Genomic DNA, 19325 nt, shown 5'->3' with positions numbered 1-19325 from the left:
TTAAACAGAGAGATGAAATTATATAATAATATAATAACAAGAGGGGCAGCGATAGTAACGATTGCTTCACTGATAACTTTTACAGGCTGTAAAAAGAGTTTTCTGGATGTGCCTACACAAGGTGCACCGCCGGCAACACAATTTTTTGTTACGGCAGATGATGCCACAAAAGCGGTTAACTCAATATATGCAAACCTGCGCGAATGGACAGAGGTGGCCTTTGCCCCTATAGCACTTGAAAGCCTTGGATCTGACGATACGGAAACAGGTAGCGATCCAAGTGATGGTTCGGTAGCTTTCATGAATCTGTATGACAGTTATACTGTTACCTCAACACAAGGCCAGCTGCTTGATTTTTGGACCGGCCGCTACAAAACCATCAATTTATGCAACCAGGTGCTTGATAATGTACCCAACATAAATATGGATGCTAACTTAAAAGCACGTTATTTGGCAGAAGCCAAATTTATAAGGGCATATGAGTATTTCAGGCTTGTTAGGGCATTTGGTGATGTACCATTGAGGCTGCACGTACCTACTGCTAATGAATTTAATATTCCCCGTACCCCTAAAGCACAGGTTTGGGCTGCTATTGAGCAAGATTTAACCGATGCCGCAGGTGTTTTGCCACAATCATACGCAGGCGTTAATGTGGGCCGCGCTACAAAAGGTGCAGCACTCGCGTTACATGCCAAGGCTGCCATGTATCAGCAAAAATGGTCTGACGTGCTTGCGTTTACCAACCAGGTGATGGGCTTAGGTTACTCATTGTTTCCAAGTTTTGAACAACAGTTCAGAACAAACAATGAGAACAATTCAGAGTCGGTTTTTGAGATACAGGCTGAACTTGTTCCCGGAAATGCAGCGGCATCTAACTCACAGTACTCACAAGTTCAGGGAGTTCGTAGTGTAAACGGTGGTGGCTGGGGTTTCAATGTGCCTACACAAGATCTGGCAAACTCTTTTGAAACCGGCGATCCTCGTCGTGATGCCACCATTATCTTCAGGGGCGAAACTACTCCGCAGGGCGATCCTATACCGGCCAGCGTGCCTAACCCAATGTACAATCAAAAATCGTACGTTCCGTTTAGCCTTTGGCAGTCTGGCTTCAATGAAGGATGTCAGCAAAACATCCGCGTTATCCGCTATGCCGATGTGCTGTTAATGAACGCAGAAGCAGCTAATGAGCTTGGTCAAACCCAACCAGCCCTTACTTCTTTAGAATTAGTGCGTAACCGTGCCCGTGGTGGTAATGCCGCTATTTTACCGCAAGTTACCACTACTGATAAAACAGCACTGCGCAATGCTATCTGGAAAGAAAGAAGATCAGAGCTTGCAATGGAGTTTGACAGGTATTTTGATGTGATAAGACAAGGCCGCGGTACAGAAGTTTTTGGTCCGCGCGGCTGGAAAGCCAACAAAAATGAGGTTTGGCCTATACCATCAACAGAAGTTGAGAAGAGCGGCGGTACCTTAACCCAAAACCCAGGCTATTAATCATTAACAGTAATTACAATGAAAAAATTCAACATATATGCTATAACTACTGTACTGATTGGTATGGGGTTATCATCATGTCAAAAAAAATTCGACCCATCAACTTACGCGCCACAGCTAAGTATTGCCGGATACAATAGCGCAAGCCAGGTAGCAGCATCAAACCTGGTGAGTTACTGGGCATTTAATGGCGGCCTTACAGATAGTGTAAACGGAGGCGCCGGAACCGCAACAGGCACAGGTTTTGCAGGCGGTATAAAAGGACAATCTTTACAGGGAGCACTAAATAGTTATGCATTAACAGATCCTGATAGTAAAGTAACCGGGCTAACCAGCTTTACACTATCAGAATGGGTAAATACCCCGCCGCCGTCAACAGGTATAATCGGCCTTTTCAGCTTAGCAAATACTAAAGAGTTTTGGGGCAACATTGATGTATTTGTTGAAAACGGCAGCACTAATACAAATGGTAAATTAAGGATACACGTAAACCCGGGCAGTGGCGATAAAACGCTGGCTGTTGATAACATACAAAACCTTTTTGACAGGTGGGTTAATATCACTATCAGTTACGATGAAGCCACTTCAAATATCATACTGTATGTTAATGGCGCTAAGGTGAGCAATTCTACAACTACACTTTCGGGAGCATTACATTTTGCAAATCCCGGTAAAATTGTTTTCGGCTGTGTTCAATTTCAAACCACGCCAAGCCAAACTTCAAGCACAGGCAAACAGGATTGGGCCAGTTATCTTACCGGCACACTTGATGAAGTAAGAATATACAATAAAGCACTTACACCCGAAGAAATTGGTGCTTTAGTAAAATTAGAAGGCCGGGGCAAGTAATATAAATTGTTTTTTTCTCTACAGTTACCCGTCCTATTGGTTGGGCGGGTAACTTTTTAATCATTTACTGATGATGTTTGTTAAAAGGATATTTTTTTATAGCTGTTGTTTGTTCGTGTTGGCATCGTGCAGTAAGAGTAACGATACTACAGCTCCGGTTACACCACCGCCTGTAACGCCGTCGTCATTTAATTTTGATGCCTTGCGCGTAAACAATGTAAACAGTGGTTTTACTTATGTTAACCTTAATACAGCGCCTGTAATAAAAATTTCTTTTTCCGAAGCTCTAAACAAAACATCGGTTAGCAGTGCCATCGCTTTTAAAAGCAACTCCGGCACTAATGTAACCTATGCCGCTACTTATGAGGATGGCGATAAAACCGTCATCATTAAACCATCGGCAGCTTTACAATACTTAACTAAATATACCGTATCGGTATCTACCGGGCTAAAATCTGCAAAAGATGGCAGCCTGCAATCGGCCGTAACGGTTAACTTAACTACAGCTATTGATTCCACCGACAAGTTCCCGCAGATCAGTGATAACGCGCTGCTTGACTTGGTTCAAAGGCAAACCCTCAAATATTTCTGGGAGTTTGGGCACCCTGTCAGCGGCCTCGCCCGCGAACGTAATACATCGGGCGATGTAGTTACCACAGGTGGTTCGGGCTTTGGCATTATGGCTATAATAGCAGGTTCAAGCCGTAACTTTATTACCCGTGCCGACGCTTTGGTACGTATGCAAAAAATAGTAGGCTTTTTAAAAGATAAAGCCGTTAAGTTCCATGGCGCTTTTCCGCATTGGTTAAATGGCGCTACCGGCGCGGTGCAGCCTTTCAGCGAAAAAGATAATGGTGCCGACCTCGTTGAAACCGCTTTCCTGATGGAAGGTCTTTTATCAGCCCGCCAATATTTTAACGGCGCAAACACTGCCGAAACCACGCTTCGTGCCGATATCAATACCCTATGGGATGGTGTGGAGTGGGACTGGTTCAGGCAAAACAACCAAAACGTGCTTTACTGGCACTGGAGCCCTAACTATAACTGGGATATCAACATGCAAATAAGGGGATGGAACGAGGCGCTGGTTGTTTACGCGCTGGCGGCATCGTCAAATACGCATGCTATCCCTAAAACTGTTTATGATAATGGTTGGGCCAATAATGGCGCTATTAAAAACGGCGCTTCTTACTACGGCGTTCAGCTGCCATTGGGCGAAGAACGCGGCGGTCCGTTGTTTTTTGAGCATTACTCTTTCTTAGGCATCAATCCTAACGGTTTAACCGATGCTTATGCCAATTACGAAACACAAACAAAGGCGCACACTTTAATTAACCATAATTACTGTGTTGCCAACCCTAAAAATTATACCGGCTACAGTGCCGATTGCTGGGGCTTAACCGCCAGCGATATTAACAATGGCTACACAGCCAGCTCACCGGCAAATGATGTAGGGGTGATAGCGCCAACCGCGGCCATATCATCAATGCCTTACACACCGGCCGAATCAATGAAGGCATTAAAGTTCTTTTATTACAAACTGGGCGACAAAATGTGGGGCGATTACGGATTTTACGACGCGTTTAGCCTGAACGAACCATGGTTTGCCAACTCTTATTTAGCAATTGACCAGGGCCCGATAATGGTGATGATTGAAAATTACCGCAGCGGCCTGCTTTGGAACTTGTTTATGAGTTGCCCCGAAGTAAAAAAAGGCATGAAAGATATTGGATTTAGCAGTCCGAATTTATAGGCGTTCTTAGCAAGAATTTAGCATGAAGAAACTAATACTAACAAGCCTGCTATACATAGCAGCAAGCTATAGCTTTGCCCAAAACAAAGTAGCCAGCAAACCGGCCGAAACGGCTATTAAACCCGTCGGCATTATAAAAAACCTTACCGACAGCGCCCTGCTTGATGTGGTGCAGCGCCAAACTATCCGCTATTTTTGGGATTTTGGCCACCCGGTAAGCGGCCTTGCCCGCGAACGTAGCAACGTGGCTTATGAGTACGGCGACGAGGTGGTTACCACCGGCGGCACCGGCTTTGGCATTATGGCGCTTATTGTAGGGGTCGATCGTAAATGGATTCCCCGCGAGCAGGCGGTAGACCGCATGCTGAAGATGGTGAAGTTTTTAAGCAAGGCCGATGCATACCACGGCGTGTTCCCGCATTGGTTAAACGGCGCTACAGGTAAAACCATTCCGTTTGGTCGTAAAGATGATGGCGGTGATTTGGTTGAAACATCGTTCCTGTTCCAGGGATTATTAACCGCACGCCAGTACTACAATGCCAATACCCCTAAAGAGAACGAACTGCGCGGCCGCATCAGCGGGCTGTGGAGCGAAATTGAGTGGGATTGGTATACTCATGAAGGCAGGGATAACTTGTACTGGCACTGGTCGCCAAATAATGGCTGGGCCATGAACTTCCCGCTGCGTGGTTTTAACGAATGTTTGATCACCTACATACTGGCCGAATCGGCCGAGCGTTACCCTGTGAGCGCGAGCATTTACAATCGTGGCTGGGCACAAAGCGATTTCTTTAAAAATGGTAAAACATTTTACGGCATCAAACTTCCGCTGGGTTTTGATTTTGGCGGACCGCTATTCTTCAGCCATTACTCTTTCCTGGGGTTAAGTCCGAAGGGGTTAAAGGATGAATATGCCGATTACTGGGAGCAAAACCTTAACCATACACTCATCAACAGGGCTTACTGTTTAGATAATCCTAAAAAGTTTAAAGGCTACGGCGAAAACTGCTGGGGCTTAACCGCCAGCGATAACCACGAAGGTTACAACGCGCATTCGCCAACAAACGATCTGGGCGTGATATCGCCAACGGCAGCGCTATCGGCATTTGCCTATACTCCGCAATACTCCATGCAGGCACTGCGCCATTTTTACTACGACCTGGGCGATAAGATTTGGGGCGATTACGGCTTTACCGATGCCTTTAACGAGAGCAAGAACTGGTATGGCAAATCGTACCTGGCTATTGATCAGGGGCCTATAGTGGTAATGATTGAGAATCACCGTACCGGCCTGTTATGGAATTTATTCATGAGCTGCCCCGAAATACAGGCCGGTTTAAAGAAACTGAACTTCCAAAGCCCGTACCTGAAAAATTAAGTTTACCATGCGTAAAACCAGCTTACATATTTTAGGCATTGCCTGTTGTTTACTTTTGCTGGCCGATACTTCATCGGCACAAAAAAAGCAGCTTACCTATTGCAACCCTATCAATATCGATTACGGTTATACGCCAATCCCTAATTTTTCAACCGCGGGCAGGCACCGCGCCACTGCCGACCCGGTAATTACTTTTTACAAGGGCGATTACTACCTGTTCAGCACCAATCAATGGGGCTACTGGTACAGCAGCGATCTGTATAACTGGAAATTCGTATCGCGTTCGTTCCTTAAACCATACCATAAGGTGTATGATGACCTTTGCGCCCCGGCGGTTTGGGTACAGGGCGATACCTTGCTGGTTTATGGTTCAACACAGGAGAAGAACTTCCCGATATGGATGAGCACCAACCCCAAGGCCAATGAGTGGAAAGAAGCCGTTTATCCGTTTATGATAGGTGCCTGGGATCCCGATTTTTTTGTGGACACCGATGGCCGCCTGTACCTGTACTGGGGCAGCAGCAATACATATCCGCTATACGGCATCGAGATCAACCGTAAAACCTTTGCCCCTATTGGCGAGCGTAAAGAACTTTTTAAACTGAACGATACCAAATTCGGCTGGCAGCGCTTTGGTGAATACCTGGATAATACCTTCCTCGATCCGTTTATGGAAGGTGCCTGGATGACCAAGCACAACGGCAAGTACTACCTGCAATACGGCGCGCCCGGTACCGAGTTTAGCGGCTATGGCGATGGTGTGCAGGTAAGCGATAATCCGTTAGGGCCGTTTACACCGCAGCCGCATAACCCATTCTCGTACAAACCGGGTGGTTTTGCAAGGGGCGCCGGGCATGGCAATACCTTTCAGGACAGGTATAACAACTACTGGCACCTGTCAACCATGGTTATAGCGGTAAAAAATAATTTTGAACGCCGCCTCGGTCTGTGGCCTGCCGGTTTTGATAAGGATGGCGTGCTGTATACTAATACCACCTTTGGCGATTATCCGCATTATTTACCTTATGCCGATAACACCGCCAAATTCACTAACGATAATGCTAATGGCACCTTCACCGGCTGGATGCTGCTGAACTATAATAAACCCGTAACGGTATCATCAACCCTGGGCAGTTACAGTGCCAACAACGCGGTCGACGAAAATATTAAAACCTACTGGAGCGCGGCTTCGGCCAACGCGGGCGAATGGATAGCAACAGATCTGGGCAGGCTAAGCACCGTTAACGCGGTACAACTCAACTATGCCGATCAGGATGCCACCATACTGGGCAAACCCAAACAGCCATTCTATCACCAATACAAACTTTTGTATTCAGCCGATAACAAAACCTGGAAGATACTGAAAGATAAAAGCGCTAATAAAACCGATGTTCCGCATGATTATGTGGAGCTGAACACACCGGTAAAGGCACGCTACATAAAACTCATTAACCTGCATGTACCAACCGGCAAATTCGCAATAAGTGGTTTACGGGTATTTGGCAACGGAGGCGGTGCTAAGCCCGATACCGTGAAGGAGTTTGTGGTACTACGCACCGAAAAAGATAAACGCAGCGCCTGGCTAAAATGGAAACCGGTGGATAACGCTTATGCCTATAACATTTACACCGGCATAGCGGCCGATAAGCTGTACACCTGCACCATGGTGCACAATGCCAACGAGTATTATTTTAAGGCGATGGATAAAGACCTGCCCTACTATTTCAGGATAGAGGCAGTGAATGAGAACGGCGTATCAAAACGTACGGCAATAATTAAAGCAGAATAAAAACTAACAGATAACATATACCAACAGTTATGAAATTATATAAAGTGGTGCTCGCATCGTGTTTGGTGGTCTCGGGATTGGGGGCTACGGCGCAAACATCAAAAAACGCTAAAATGGATGCCTACATCAAGGGCTTAATGGCTAAGATGACGCTTGACGAAAAGATAGGTCAGCTGAATTTGCCATCGATAGGATTTGATGTAACCGGCCCAATTTTAAGCCAGGGTGTGGAAGAAAAGATTGAACAAGGCCTGGTTGGCGGTGTGTTCAATACCTACACGCCTGTAGCCGTACGCAAATTACAGGAGCTGGCCCTGAAAAAATCGCGCCTTAAAATACCCTTGTTGTTTGGTTACGATGTAATTCACGGTCACCGTACTATATTCCCTATTCCGCTGGGTTTGGCCGCTACCTGGGATTTGCCGCTGATACAAAAAACCGCCCGTGCCGCTGCCGATGAGGCTACTGCCGATGGCCTGAACTGGGTTTTCTCGCCAATGGTGGATATTGCCCGCGACCCGCGCTGGGGCCGTGTATCTGAAGGTTCGGGCGAAGATACCTGGCTGGGCTCGAAAATAGCCGTAGCCATGGTAAAAGGATACCAGGGGAACGATCTGCGTAAGGATGATGCCGTGCTGGCCTGCGTAAAACACTTCGCGCTGTACGGCGCTATTGAGTCCGGCCGCGATTATAACGTGGTTGACATGAGCGAACGCAAAATGATGGAAACTTACCTGCCGCCTTACAAAGCCGCTGTTGACGCGGGAGTGGCCACGGTAATGAGTTCGTTTAACGAAATTAACGGTGTACCTGCCGCTGCCAATCATTGGCTGCTAACCGATCTGTTACGCAAAAAATGGGGCTTTAACGGCATGGTTGCTACGGATTATACCGCCATTATGGAACTCATGAACCATGGCGTAGGCGATGCCGCCGAAGTATCGAAACTGGCCTTAGTAGCCGGTAACGATATGGATATGGTGAGCGACCTGTACATCACCCAGCTTAAAAAATTGGTGCAAGCCAAAAAACTGGATGTAGCGGTGATTGACCTGGCTTGCCGCCGTGTGCTGGAATCAAAATACCGTTTGGGTTTGTTTGACGATCCTTACCGCAACATCAGCGAAGCGCGTGCGCAAAAAAATATCATGAATGCCGAAAAGCTCGATCTGGCGAAGCAAGCTGCTGAGAAAAGCATCGTGCTGTTAAAAAATGATAACGCTTTACCATTGAAAGCCGGACAAAAAATCGCCTTCGTGGGTCCTATGGTTAAAGATCAGCGCGACCTGATCGGTAACTGGAGCGGTGCCGGCGACTGGAAAAAAGCCGTTACTTTTTGGGATGCCCTGCAAGCGCAGTATCCTGACAATAACTTTACTTACGCCAAGGGTTGCAATGTACTGGATAACCAGGAACTGATCAATAAGCTGAACCCGCATGGTGCCGAAATTGTACTGGACAGCCGCACGCCTCAGCAAATGATAGACGAGGCTGTTGCCACCGCTAAAGATGCCGATGTAGTGGTAGCTTTTGTAGGCGAAACCTTTGGCATGAGCGGCGAGGCTGCCAGTCGCAGTGATATTACCCTGCCGCAAAACCAGCAAACTTTACTAAAGGCTTTAAGGGCTACCGGCAAACCGGTGGTGTTGGTACTGATGAACGGTCGTCCGTTGGTTTTACAGTGGGAAAATGATAACATGGCGGCCATTGTTGAAACCTGGTTTGCAGGTACCAAAGCCGGTGATGCCATTACTGATGTGCTTTTCGGCAAATACAATCCGTCGGGCAAATTAACCATGACCTTTCCGCGCAGCGTAGGGCAAATACCGCTTTACTACAGCGCGAAAAATACCGGCCGCCCAATGAGCGAGGAAAAATATACATCCAAATACCTGGATATACCAAACACACCGCTGTATGCTTTTGGTCACGGGTTAAGTTATACCACCTTTGGTTACAGCGATATTAAACTAAGCAAAACCACCATTAAAGCTACTGACAACCTGCAAGCCACGGTAACCATTACCAATACCGGCAAGTACGATGGTGAAGAAACCGCGCAGCTGTACATACGCGATATGATAGGTTCGGTTACCCGCCCGGTGAAGGAGTTGAAGGGTTTTCAAAAGGTTTTCCTGAAGGCCGGTGAATCAAAAACCATCACCTTCACCCTTACCAATAACGATCTTAAATTTTACGACATCAACATGAAATACACTACCGAACCGGGCGATTTCAAGCTCTTTATAGGTACCAGCTCTGCTGATGTTAAAGAAGCTGCATTTAAGCTTTTATAAGTTTTTTCTTTTCTAAATGGTGTTTAATAAAAGTGGGAATGTCCGGCGTGAGCCGGGCATTTTTTATTTTACGCTGTGCTGTTTTTCGGCAGTAGCTTATCATTACATAAAATAAATACTTTTGTAACATGAAGTTCTACATAAAAAACATGGTATGCGCGCGCTGCAAAATGGTAGTGAAAAACGAGCTTGAAAAAGCCGGCATGCAGCCATTAAGTGTTGAATTTGGCGAAGTTGAGGTAGACGGTACTCCATCTGCCGAACAGGTTACGCATTTGGATATTCAGCTTAACGCGCTGGGTTTCGAGATCATTGACGATCGCAAAAGCCGCATGATAGAAAAGGTGAAGAACGCCATCGTAACCCTCATTCACCATACCGAAGAAAGCAGCAATATCAACCTGTCCGACTATATTACCCAACAGGTAAATTACGATTACACTTATCTCAGCAACCTCTTTTCGGAAGTGGAGGGCACTACTATCGAAAAATACTTCATCGCCCAAAAAATAGAAAAGGTAAAAGAACTGCTCAGGTACGATGAGCTTACCCTATCAGAAATTGCCGACAAACTGGGTTACAGCAGCGTGGCTTACCTCTCAAACCAGTTTAAAAAACAAACCGGCCTTACCCCTACCTTTTTTAAAACGCTTAACCAAAATAAGCGCATCAATATCGAAGACCTGTAAATCTTACAACTCATTTCCAAAATAGCGTAACAGCTTGCCGGGCTGCCTGGTGTAATTTTGTAACATTAAATTACATCAATTAAAATGACACACACCTATAATATAACCGGCATGACCTGTACCGGCTGCCAGGCCAAAGTACAAGGCTTGCTATCGAAAATACCGGGCGTTACCAATGTAGCTATCGATCTGCCGCAAGGCACCGCCGATATTACCATGGCGCAGCATATCGCTACCCCAACGTTAAAGGATGCCTTAAAAGATTACCCAAAATACCAGTTATCTGAAGCGCAAACACATCAGCATACCCCCATTTTTATGGAGGAAGAAACCGATAACCGCACCTGGCTGGCTACATACAAACCTATACTCATCATTTTTGGGTATGTAACCGTAATAACTTTATTTACCTCGTTTAGCGGCGGTACCTTCCATTGGATGAAAGCCATGACGGTATTTATGAGCGGCTTCTTCCTTACCTTCTCCATGTTTAAAATGCTCGATCTGCAAGGCTTTGCCGATAGTTATTCGAGTTATGATATCGTAGCTAAAAAGTTCAGGGGCTGGGGATTGATCTATGCTTTTATCGAACTGTTTTTGGGTTTGGCTTACGCCATAAATTTTGAGCCTTTTATTACCAATGTGATCACGTTTGTGGTGATGACGGTGAGCATCATTGGTGTACTGCAAAGCGTGCTCAATAAACAGAAAATAAAGTGTGCCTGCCTGGGTACTGGCTTTAATTTGCCCATGAGCACGGTTACCATTATTGAGGATGGCATGATGATTTTGATGAGCGCCGTGATGTTGGTTGCTATGCTTTAGATTTTTAACCGCAGAGAAGAAGATTTTAACCACAAAGTACACAGAGGTTTTCACGGAGGTACACAGAGAGCTTCATCTCACTTTGTCTTGAGTGGACATACCCTCTTTGATATGCAGGTTTAAGTTTTTAACCGCTGGGGTAACGGAGATTTTCGCGGAGAGCGGGGAGATTTTAGCAACAAATTACACATAGAGATTTCAACGGAAAGACATAGAGAGCCCGGCATTTTAACAATTACATAAAACCACCACAATGAAAAAAATACTATCAGCTATATTAATATCCTTATTTACCACGTCGGCATTCGCGCAGCATGATCATCATACGGACATGAAAAAGAAGGATATCACCACCGTTAAAAAAGATACTACCATGAAGGGTATGGATCATAGCGACATGGATGGCATGGACATGGGCAATATGGATATGAGTGGCAAGCACGATCATAACATGGCAATGCCGGGCATGAACCACTCCTACTCGTTATCGTTGCCCATGAACAGGAATGGGTCGGGTACGTCATGGTTGCCGGATAATACGCCGATGTATATGCTGATGGATCATACCAAAAAAGGAATGTGGATGTTTCATGGCAGCGCTTTTCTACGTTATAATAATCAGCAGGTAAACGGCAAAACTTCGCGCAGCGGTTCACAGTTTGATGCCCCAAACTGGTTTATGGCCATGTATAACCGGCAGGTGGGTAAAAACGGCTTGCTCAACATTAGTGCTATGTTAAGTACCGATCCGCTTACAGTTACTGAACGCGGCTACCCGCTACTGTTTCAATCGGGCGAGAGCTATAAAGGCCAAACCCTGGTTGACCGCCAGCACCCGCACGATCTTTTCTCGGGCCTTACCATTGGTTACACACAGCGTTTAAGTAAAAAGGTAGATGTATTCGGGTACTTCGGTTACCCTGGTGAGCCGGCCCTTGGCGCCCCTGCCTTTATGCATCGCACTTACGCCCTGAACGACCCGGACGCGCCGCTTGGTCACCACTGGCAGGATGCCACACACATTACTTACGGGGTAGCTACCATTGGTGTACGGGTTGATCAGTTTAAACTGGAAGGATCGAGCTTTACCGGCCGCGAGCCCGACGAGAACCGTTACGATTTTGATAAGATGCGCTTTGATAGTTATTCATGGCGCTTATCCTACAATCCTGATAAAGCCTGGGCGTTCCAGTTTTCGCAGGGTTATATTAAAAGTCCGGAATTGCTGCACCCCGACGAAAACGTATGGCGGTATTCGGCATCAGCACTGTACTCATCGGCAGTTACTGATGATGGCAAATACTTTACCGGCGCACTGATATGGGGAATGAACCACAGCCACGGTAACGAACATTCCTTTTTAGCCGAAGGCACACGCCAGCTAAACAAACAGGTCATTTATGGCAGATATGAGTTTGTACAAAAATCGAGCGAAGAACTGGCGCTGGAAGAGCAGTTCGGCGAACGGTTGTTCAACATACATAAGCTTACATTGGGCACAAACCGCAAACTCTTCAAAACCGGCCCGCTGGAATATGTGGGTGGTTTGCAGGCATCAGTTAACCTCCCGGCAGGCGACCTGAAACCTTTATACGGCAACAGCCCCATCAGCGGACAGGTGTATATACAGATACGCCCTATGCTGATGAAGCATAAGATGTAGTTGGAGTTAGAAATACTTACGAATTAGAAGACTTACGAAGTTTTGAAAACTTCGTAAGTCTGGAAACAGGTTCCTTGCGCTCGTTTGCAACGAGCGCTTAACATAGGCGGGCGATTGCATCGCCTCTTCACCCCAAGCGTCGCAGACGCATGACCAGATGAAGCACTCGTTGCAAACGAGCGCAAGGAAATGACATAATTGGTTACCCATAAACAAAACAGCCGATCCATCGCGGAGCGGCTGTTTGCATTGTTTAAAAGAGAAACCTGACATTAATTTATTGAGGCCTGTCGGCGGGTTTAGCGCCCCAGCTTTTGTTGGGTTTAGGGCCCATTACAAATTCAAGGGTACCGCCCGTGGTAATATCCTGCTGCGTAATGTATACCCGGTCGTGCTTTTTACCATTCAGCTTTGCCGATTGTATGTAGATGTTTTTGGCTGATACATTGGCGGCTGTAACCGTAAACGTTTTATCGCCTACCTGCATTACCGCCTTTTTCATTGTAGGCGAACCTATTGCATAGATGCCGCTTGTTGGGTTCACCGGGTAAAAACCCATCGAACTGAAAACATACCACGACGACATCTGCCCGCAATCGTCGTTACCCGAATAGCCTGATGAAGAAGTATTGTATAGTTCGTTCATTACCTTGTTAACATATTGCTGGGTTTTCCATGGCTGCCCGGCGTAGTCGTACAGGTAAGTAACATGCTGACTCGGCTCGTTACCGTGCGCGTACTGCCCAATAAAACCCGAAGCGTTACCGTTTACCTCCCTGTTTTTACTGCTTAGGGTAAAAAAGGTATCCAGCTTGGCTGCAAAATTCTTTTCGCCGCCGGTAAGTGCTATCAGGCCCTTAATATCCTGTGGTACATACCAAAAGTATTGCCAGGCATTGCCCTCGGTGAACGGATTACCGCCATTACCTCCGTATTCCAGCGGACTAAATGGCGCTATAAAATTCCCCTTATCATCCTTCGACCTGAAAAAGCCGGTGCTTTTATCGTACAGGTTTTTGAAGTAGGCTGATCGTTCCATGAAATGCTGATAGTCTTCCGTTTTACCCAGCTTTTTCGCCAGTTGGGCTACACACCAGTCGTCATAAGCCATTTCGAGCGTAAGCGATACCGATTGGGTTTGGATATTCTCGGGCATGTAATGGTACTGCTCCCACACCTTAAACGGCGAACCGGGGTGATCTGTAGTCGATGATTTTTTTACTGCCTCGTAGGCCCTTTCGGCATCAATACCCGGCAAGCCCTTCAGCACGGCATCCACCACTACGGGGATGGCATGGTTACCTATCATGCAATAATTTTCCTGCCCCCAAAGTTGCCATATAGGCAGGTAACCGTAAGTTTCGTACTGGCGCAACATGCTGTTCACAAAGGCAGCATCACGTTGAGGCTGTATCAGTGTGTACAGCGGATGCGTGGCGCGGTAGGTATCCCATAATGAAAAGGTAGAGTAAAACCCATTTTTATCGTTACGAACAGCGTAGTCAGAACCCACATAGTCGCCGTTAACATCGGCCAGGTTATTGGGTTGTATAAACGCGTGGTAAAGGCCGGTATAAAATATCTGCATCTGATCGGGCGTGCCTTGCACTTTGATCTTTTCAAGCTCCTGCTCCCATTGCGCATCAGCGGCGGCAACGGTCTTATCAAAATCCCAGCCGGGTATTTCGGTAGTAAGGTTCAGCTTAGCATTCTCCGGACTAACGGCCGACAGCCCTATTTTGGCCAGCAGTGGTTTATCATCGGTATCAAAATCAAGTATGGCGCGTAGGTCGGTGCCATTTATAACAGTTTGATTAAAGTACTGCGTGCCGCCGTCTACAAAATCGTTACCCTTTACAGGCTTTGAAAATTCGGCATAGAAATAGATCTTCCGTAGTTTGGCCCAGCCGGTTATCACCCTGTAACCCTCAATGGCGTGGTCGTTCACCATCCGGAACTGCGCGCTTACTACGTGGCAGCCCCAGTTGCCTTTTTTCATCGAATGATTAAGATCGATCACTACCCTCGCTTGCTTCCCTTTCGGAAAGGTATACTTATGAAAACCCGAATGCGCGGCGGCGGTAAGCTCTACATTTACATCATGGTCTTTCAGTTTTACCTGATAATAACCCGGCCTGGCCGATTCCTGATCGTGCGAGAAAGCCGAACCATAGCCGCTGTATGGTTGGTTCTTGTCGCCGGCGCGGGTTTTTATTTCGCCGGTGATGGGCATAAACAGTACATCAAACAGTTCGGCTACGCCGGTACCGCTTAAGTGGGTATGGCTGAAACCAGCGATAAAGGTATCGTTATGGTCGTAACCGCAGGCGGCATCCCAATCGGGTTCGTCGCGGGTATCGGGGCTAAGCTGTACCATACCAAAAGGCACCGTAGCGCCGGGATAGGTATTACCCGAGAGACTTGACTTTACCGCGCCCGTACCAATAAACGGGTTTACATAATTGGTTAACCGCGCATTTTGTGCATTCACCTGCGTGGCGGCGCATATTAACGCCAGCAACATAACTTTTTTGTTAAATGATCGTATCATTAGGTTTAACATTAGGGAGTTTAAACTTTTTGTAAGTAGTTCAAACTCCGCTAAATGTATTGAGTATAGCCGGGCATTAAAATGGATTAATGCTATATTGATATGGATTATAGTACACAATAAATTATACTCCAACACGTTTTATTTGTTGAAATTAGCTATTATTGTATGTACATAGTTACATATATTTGTAATTAGTAAAACCAGTTTAATGTTTATAAAAATTGCGTATAATTAACATACTACTTATACGCATATTACACCATATTTACCTAATTTTACCTTAACATACTAATAACGGCTATGCAATTTAAAATAGACCACAAAAGCCCTATTCCGCTTCATACACAGGCAGAAAACCTGTTGCGCGAGTTGATTGATGACCCGCAGTACCAGGGTGGAAAGTTTTTGCCCAACGAGGTAAACCTGTCTAAACAACTGGCAATATCGCGTACTACGCTGCGCCAGGCGCTTAACAAGCTTGTATATGAGGGTTTGCTAACGCGCAAAAAAGGTGTAGGTACAAAAGTTGCACAGCCCTCGGTAAGTTCAAAATCAATGAACTGGTTGAGCTTTTCGCAGGAAATGAAGGCCAGGGGCATCCCTATCAAGAATTTTGAACTGCATTTAAGCTGGGTTTTCCCCGAAGAGAAGATCGCTAACTTTTTTGAAATAAAAACCGACAAGAAAATACTCAAGCTTGAACGCCTACGCGGCCGCAGCGAAGGCCCGTTCGTTTACTTTATATCTTACTTTCACCCGCGTGTTGGCCTTACCGGCGAAGAGGATTTTACCCGCCCTTTGTACGAAGTGCTGGAGAAAGAACACATGGTGGTGGCACAATTATCAAAAGAAGAGATCAGCGCGCGCGCGGCAGATAAGCTGTTATCGGGCAAACTGGATACCGAGATAGGCAGCCCTATTTTGGTGCGTAAACGCTTTGTATATGACCAGGCCGACCGCCCTATAGAATACAATTTGGGCTATTACCGTGCCGATGGCTTTGTATATACTGTAGAGAGCCGCAGGGAGTAATTGTATTAAGGCTTTGCTTAGTAAAAGGGCAATAAACATTATGCTATGTTTATTGCCCTTTTTGTTTTATCAGGATACGGTTAGTTCGCCGCGCAAATCTTGCTCTAACAGTTCTTTTACCTGTTTAGGATCATCGTACTGGCCAAGCAGGTACATGGTTTTGGTTACGGCGGCTTCAAAGGTCATATCGTAACCGTTGGCTACGCCGATGTCTTTCAGCTGCTTGCTGGTTTCGTAACGGCCAAGTTCAACCGTACCTACCTTACATTGCGATATATCTAAGATCACCTTGCCGCTATCGATAGCGTTTTTAAGCAGATCGATAAACCAGGCATCGGTAGTGGTATTACCTGCACCGAAGGTTTCCATTACAATACCCCGCACATCAGAGGTCAGCACGGTTTCAACCACTTTAGGGCTAATACCCGGATATAGTTTCAGTACGGCAACTTCGCTCTCAAACTTATTGTGTACCACCATAGGCGCATCAGATGGCTGCCTGATATCGTTAAGGCTGAACTTCAAATGCACACCCGATTCGGCCAGTATAGGATAGTTGGGTGAACGAAATGCCTCGAATTTTGATGAGTTATATTTGAACGAACGGTTCCCCCTGAAAAGCTTATAATCAAAATAGATACAAACCTCGGGCACGCGGGCCAGGTCGTTCTTTTTGGCTTTGGCCAGCTCAATGGCCGTCATCAGGTTTTCCTTGGCATCGGTTCGTACCGCGCTTATAGGCAATTGCGACCCGGTAAATATTACCGGCTTGGCCAGGTTTTCCAGCATAAAACTTAATGCCGATGCCGAGTACGACATGGTATCAGAACCGTGCAGTACCACGAAACCGTCAACAGTATCATAGTTTTTTTCGATCAGGCGTGCCAGATCGCCCCATATTTCGGGGTTCATGTTCGATGAATCAATCACCGTATCAAAAGAGTGTACCTTTATTTTGCAGTTCAAACGTTCCAGTTCCGGAACGTTATCCATTATCTGTTCAAAATTGATGGGTTTGAGCACCTTTGTTATTGGGTCGCTCATCATACCTATTGTCCCTCCGGTATAGATGATCAGTATTTGGCTCATTAATGTTATTGTATATTAGGTTTAATCGTTATTATAAAACTCATACGCCGAAAATCAGCTTTGAGTTGTGTGTTGTTATATCGGCTACCGTTTGCAGGCTTACATTGTAAATATCTGCCAGTTTTTGCGCTACATAAATTAAGTATGAGCTTTCGTTTGGTTTACCACGGTGCGGGGTGGGGGTAAGATACGGAGAATCTGTTTCTAAAACTATATGCTTCAGGTCAATTTCTGCCACCACTTTATCCAGTCCCGAGTTTTTGTAGGTAACTACGCCGCCTATGCCCAGGTAAAAATTAAGATCGATGATCTTGTTGGCCTGCTCCACCGTACCACCGAAACAATGGAATATTCCGCGCAGGTTTTCATCGGCCTGTTGCTGTAATACTTCGTACACCTCATCAAAAGCATCGCGGCAATGTATTACAATAGGCAGCTTTAGCTCCTTTGCCCAGGCTATCTGCCGGTTAAAGGCGATGATCTGCTCTTTCAAAAAGGTTTTGTCCCAATAAAGGTCAATCCCTATTTCGCCTATGGCGTATATTTTATGCTGCGCGATAGCCTGGTGTACATTATCCAGCTCCTGTTCCCAGTTCTCCTTAATATCGCATGGGTGCACGCCCAGCATCGGGAAACACAGATCGGGATAGGCATTTACCAGATCAAATACCAGCGGTATGGAACCGGTATCTACATTAGGTAAAAAAAGCCTTTCAATATGATGCTCTTTACACCGCTCAATCAACGCCGCCCGCTTATCAGTATCTGTTTCATAGTACAGATGGGTATGTGTATCAGTTAACACCATGCGGCAAAAATAAAAAAGCCTTCTGATTTTATGCAGAAGGCTCTATAATTAGTTTTTCTTTTTACCTGCTACTGTTTTTTTAGCAGCAGCCTTTTTAACAGGCGCTTTCTTTGCACCGGGCTTCGCTTTAACTGGCGCTGCCTTTACGTGTTTAGCAGGTTTTATTTTTACCAGCTCTATATCAAACAATAATGTGCTGTATGGTTTAATTACTTCGCCTCCGCCACGTTCACCGTAAGCTAAGGCCGATGGGATGATCACTTTAGCTTTAGCGCCTTCGTTAAGCAACAGTAAAGCTTCTTCCCAACCCGGTATTACCCTGCCCTGGCCAAGCACCACCTCAAAAGGTTCGTAGTTACGGCCCGGCTGGCTAAGGTTAGCTTTAGCGGCTTCTGCCGCCACGCTCGAATCAAATACTACACCAGCCAGCGTACTGCCTGTATAATTTACCAAAACGGTATCACCCACAAGCGGTTTACGTTTTGCTGATGGCGTGGTAATAATATATTTTAAACCCGACGCGGTAGTAACCGGAGTCAATTTGTTATCGGCAATGTATTTAGCGGCTTCAACACCTTCGTTTTGTTTCAGCTTTTCGCCCTCGGCGTTGCGTTCGGCAATAGCGTCGGCAAGCAGTTGGGTTTTACGAATTTTAATATTGAAAACAATGTTACCACCTTTTTGAAATACAGGCGGCATTTGATCTTCATGGCCTTTAAACACGCTATCAACCGGCACCTTGGCCACAACGCTATCGCCCACAGTAAGCAGCGGAAACAGCTCCATCAGGTCGGCCACGTTTTGCGACGCGGTAACCTGCGCTTTTACCGGCTTGCCTATTTTATAGGTACTGTATAGTATCGAGTCTTTATCGTTTTTTTGAATTACATCAAAAGTTAATACATCATCAAGCTTCACCTTTTCGCCGGTGCCTTTTGTAACTACGGTGTAGCTGGCACCTTTAGGCGTACGCAGCGGGGCTTGCGCATTGGCGCCTGCTGCCAGGCCAAACAATGCTAAAATTAAAATATTCTTTTTCATGGGTGCGAAAAAGCCTTCCTGAGTTTTGGGTTCAGGAAGGCTTTGTTAAAATTTTGAAACG

Annotated in this window: 14 protein-coding genes; 10 read left to right on the top strand and 4 right to left on the bottom strand. The window is 46.0% G+C overall.

The features are described from left to right. Positions 1-12: 12 nt before the first annotated feature. The 9 genes from ABD894_RS10285 to ABD894_RS10245 all read left to right on the top strand — a co-directional run bounded on the left by ABD894_RS10285 (position 13) and on the right by ABD894_RS10245 (position 12740). Positions 13-1497 (top strand): RagB/SusD family nutrient uptake outer membrane protein, encoded by a 1485-nt coding sequence (locus ABD894_RS10285; protein WP_345210937.1) that lies wholly within the window; start codon positions 13-15, stop codon positions 1495-1497. An 18-nt stretch (positions 1498-1515) separates the two neighbouring features. Further along, positions 1516-2346 carry a LamG domain-containing protein gene (locus tag ABD894_RS10280; RefSeq protein ID WP_345210936.1) on the top strand — a complete coding sequence of 277 codons (831 nt, stop codon included), beginning with the start codon at positions 1516-1518 and terminating at the stop codon, positions 2344-2346. 70 nt (positions 2347-2416) lie between these two features. Then, entirely contained in the window at positions 2417-4099 is a 1683-nt protein-coding gene (locus ABD894_RS10275; protein WP_345210935.1) for a glucoamylase family protein, read from the top strand. 22 nt (positions 4100-4121) lie between these two features. Then, complete coding sequence (locus ABD894_RS10270; protein WP_345210934.1) at positions 4122-5477, top strand: glucoamylase family protein; 1356 nt, start codon at positions 4122-4124, stop codon at positions 5475-5477. A gap of 7 nt (positions 5478-5484) precedes the next feature. Next, positions 5485-7266 (top strand): family 43 glycosylhydrolase, encoded by a 1782-nt coding sequence (locus ABD894_RS10265; protein ID WP_345210933.1) that lies wholly within the window; start codon positions 5485-5487, stop codon positions 7264-7266. A gap of 29 nt (positions 7267-7295) precedes the next feature. After that, a complete protein-coding gene (gene bglX / locus ABD894_RS10260) occupies positions 7296-9563 on the top strand; it encodes a beta-glucosidase BglX (RefSeq protein WP_345210932.1) in 2268 nt (755 codons plus the stop codon). Positions 9564-9691: 128 nt separating this feature from the next. Next, positions 9692-10252 carry a helix-turn-helix domain-containing protein gene (locus ABD894_RS10255; RefSeq protein ID WP_345210931.1) on the top strand — a complete coding sequence of 187 codons (561 nt, stop codon included), beginning with the start codon at positions 9692-9694 and terminating at the stop codon, positions 10250-10252. 84 nt (positions 10253-10336) lie between these two features. Further along, complete coding sequence (locus tag ABD894_RS10250; RefSeq protein ID WP_345210930.1) at positions 10337-11077, top strand: heavy-metal-associated domain-containing protein; 741 nt, start codon at positions 10337-10339, stop codon at positions 11075-11077. Between the two features lie 253 nt (positions 11078-11330). Then, positions 11331-12740 (top strand): hypothetical protein, encoded by a 1410-nt coding sequence (locus tag ABD894_RS10245; protein ID WP_345210929.1) that lies wholly within the window; start codon positions 11331-11333, stop codon positions 12738-12740. Positions 12741-13017: 277 nt separating this feature from the next. On the opposite strand, the gene ABD894_RS10240 is transcribed toward ABD894_RS10245, so the two are convergent. Continuing rightward, positions 13018-15291 carry a GH92 family glycosyl hydrolase gene (locus ABD894_RS10240; protein WP_345210928.1) on the bottom strand — a complete coding sequence of 758 codons (2274 nt, stop codon included), beginning with the start codon at positions 15289-15291 and terminating at the stop codon, positions 13018-13020. A gap of 303 nt (positions 15292-15594) precedes the next feature. Between ABD894_RS10240 and ABD894_RS10235 the strand changes: the two genes are divergently transcribed. Beyond that, the gene (locus ABD894_RS10235) at positions 15595-16326 is read left to right on the top strand and encodes a GntR family transcriptional regulator (protein WP_345210927.1); all 732 of its coding nucleotides are present in this window, start codon (positions 15595-15597) and stop codon (positions 16324-16326) included. A 69-nt stretch (positions 16327-16395) separates the two neighbouring features. On the opposite strand, the gene ABD894_RS10230 is transcribed toward ABD894_RS10235, so the two are convergent. From ABD894_RS10230 to ABD894_RS10220, 3 genes are read right to left on the bottom strand one after another with little or no spacing between them, the layout of a single operon-like run. Beyond that, complete coding sequence (locus tag ABD894_RS10230; RefSeq protein WP_345210926.1) at positions 16396-17415, bottom strand: asparaginase; 1020 nt, start codon at positions 17413-17415, stop codon at positions 16396-16398. 40 nt (positions 17416-17455) lie between these two features. After that, positions 17456-18223 (bottom strand): TatD family hydrolase, encoded by a 768-nt coding sequence (locus ABD894_RS10225; protein WP_345210925.1) that lies wholly within the window; start codon positions 18221-18223, stop codon positions 17456-17458. Between the two features lie 48 nt (positions 18224-18271). Further along, on the bottom strand, positions 18272-19264 hold the full coding sequence (locus tag ABD894_RS10220; RefSeq protein ID WP_345210924.1) for an FKBP-type peptidyl-prolyl cis-trans isomerase: 993 nt from the start codon (positions 19262-19264) through the stop codon (positions 18272-18274). Between the last annotated feature and the right edge of the window lie 61 nt (positions 19265-19325).

This window comes from Mucilaginibacter gynuensis (genome assembly GCF_039541195.1).
Lineage (GTDB): Bacteria > Bacteroidota > Bacteroidia > Sphingobacteriales > Sphingobacteriaceae > Mucilaginibacter > Mucilaginibacter gynuensis.
Note: the sequence above shows the minus strand (reverse complement) of the source record. Positions and strands in the feature narration are given on the sequence as shown.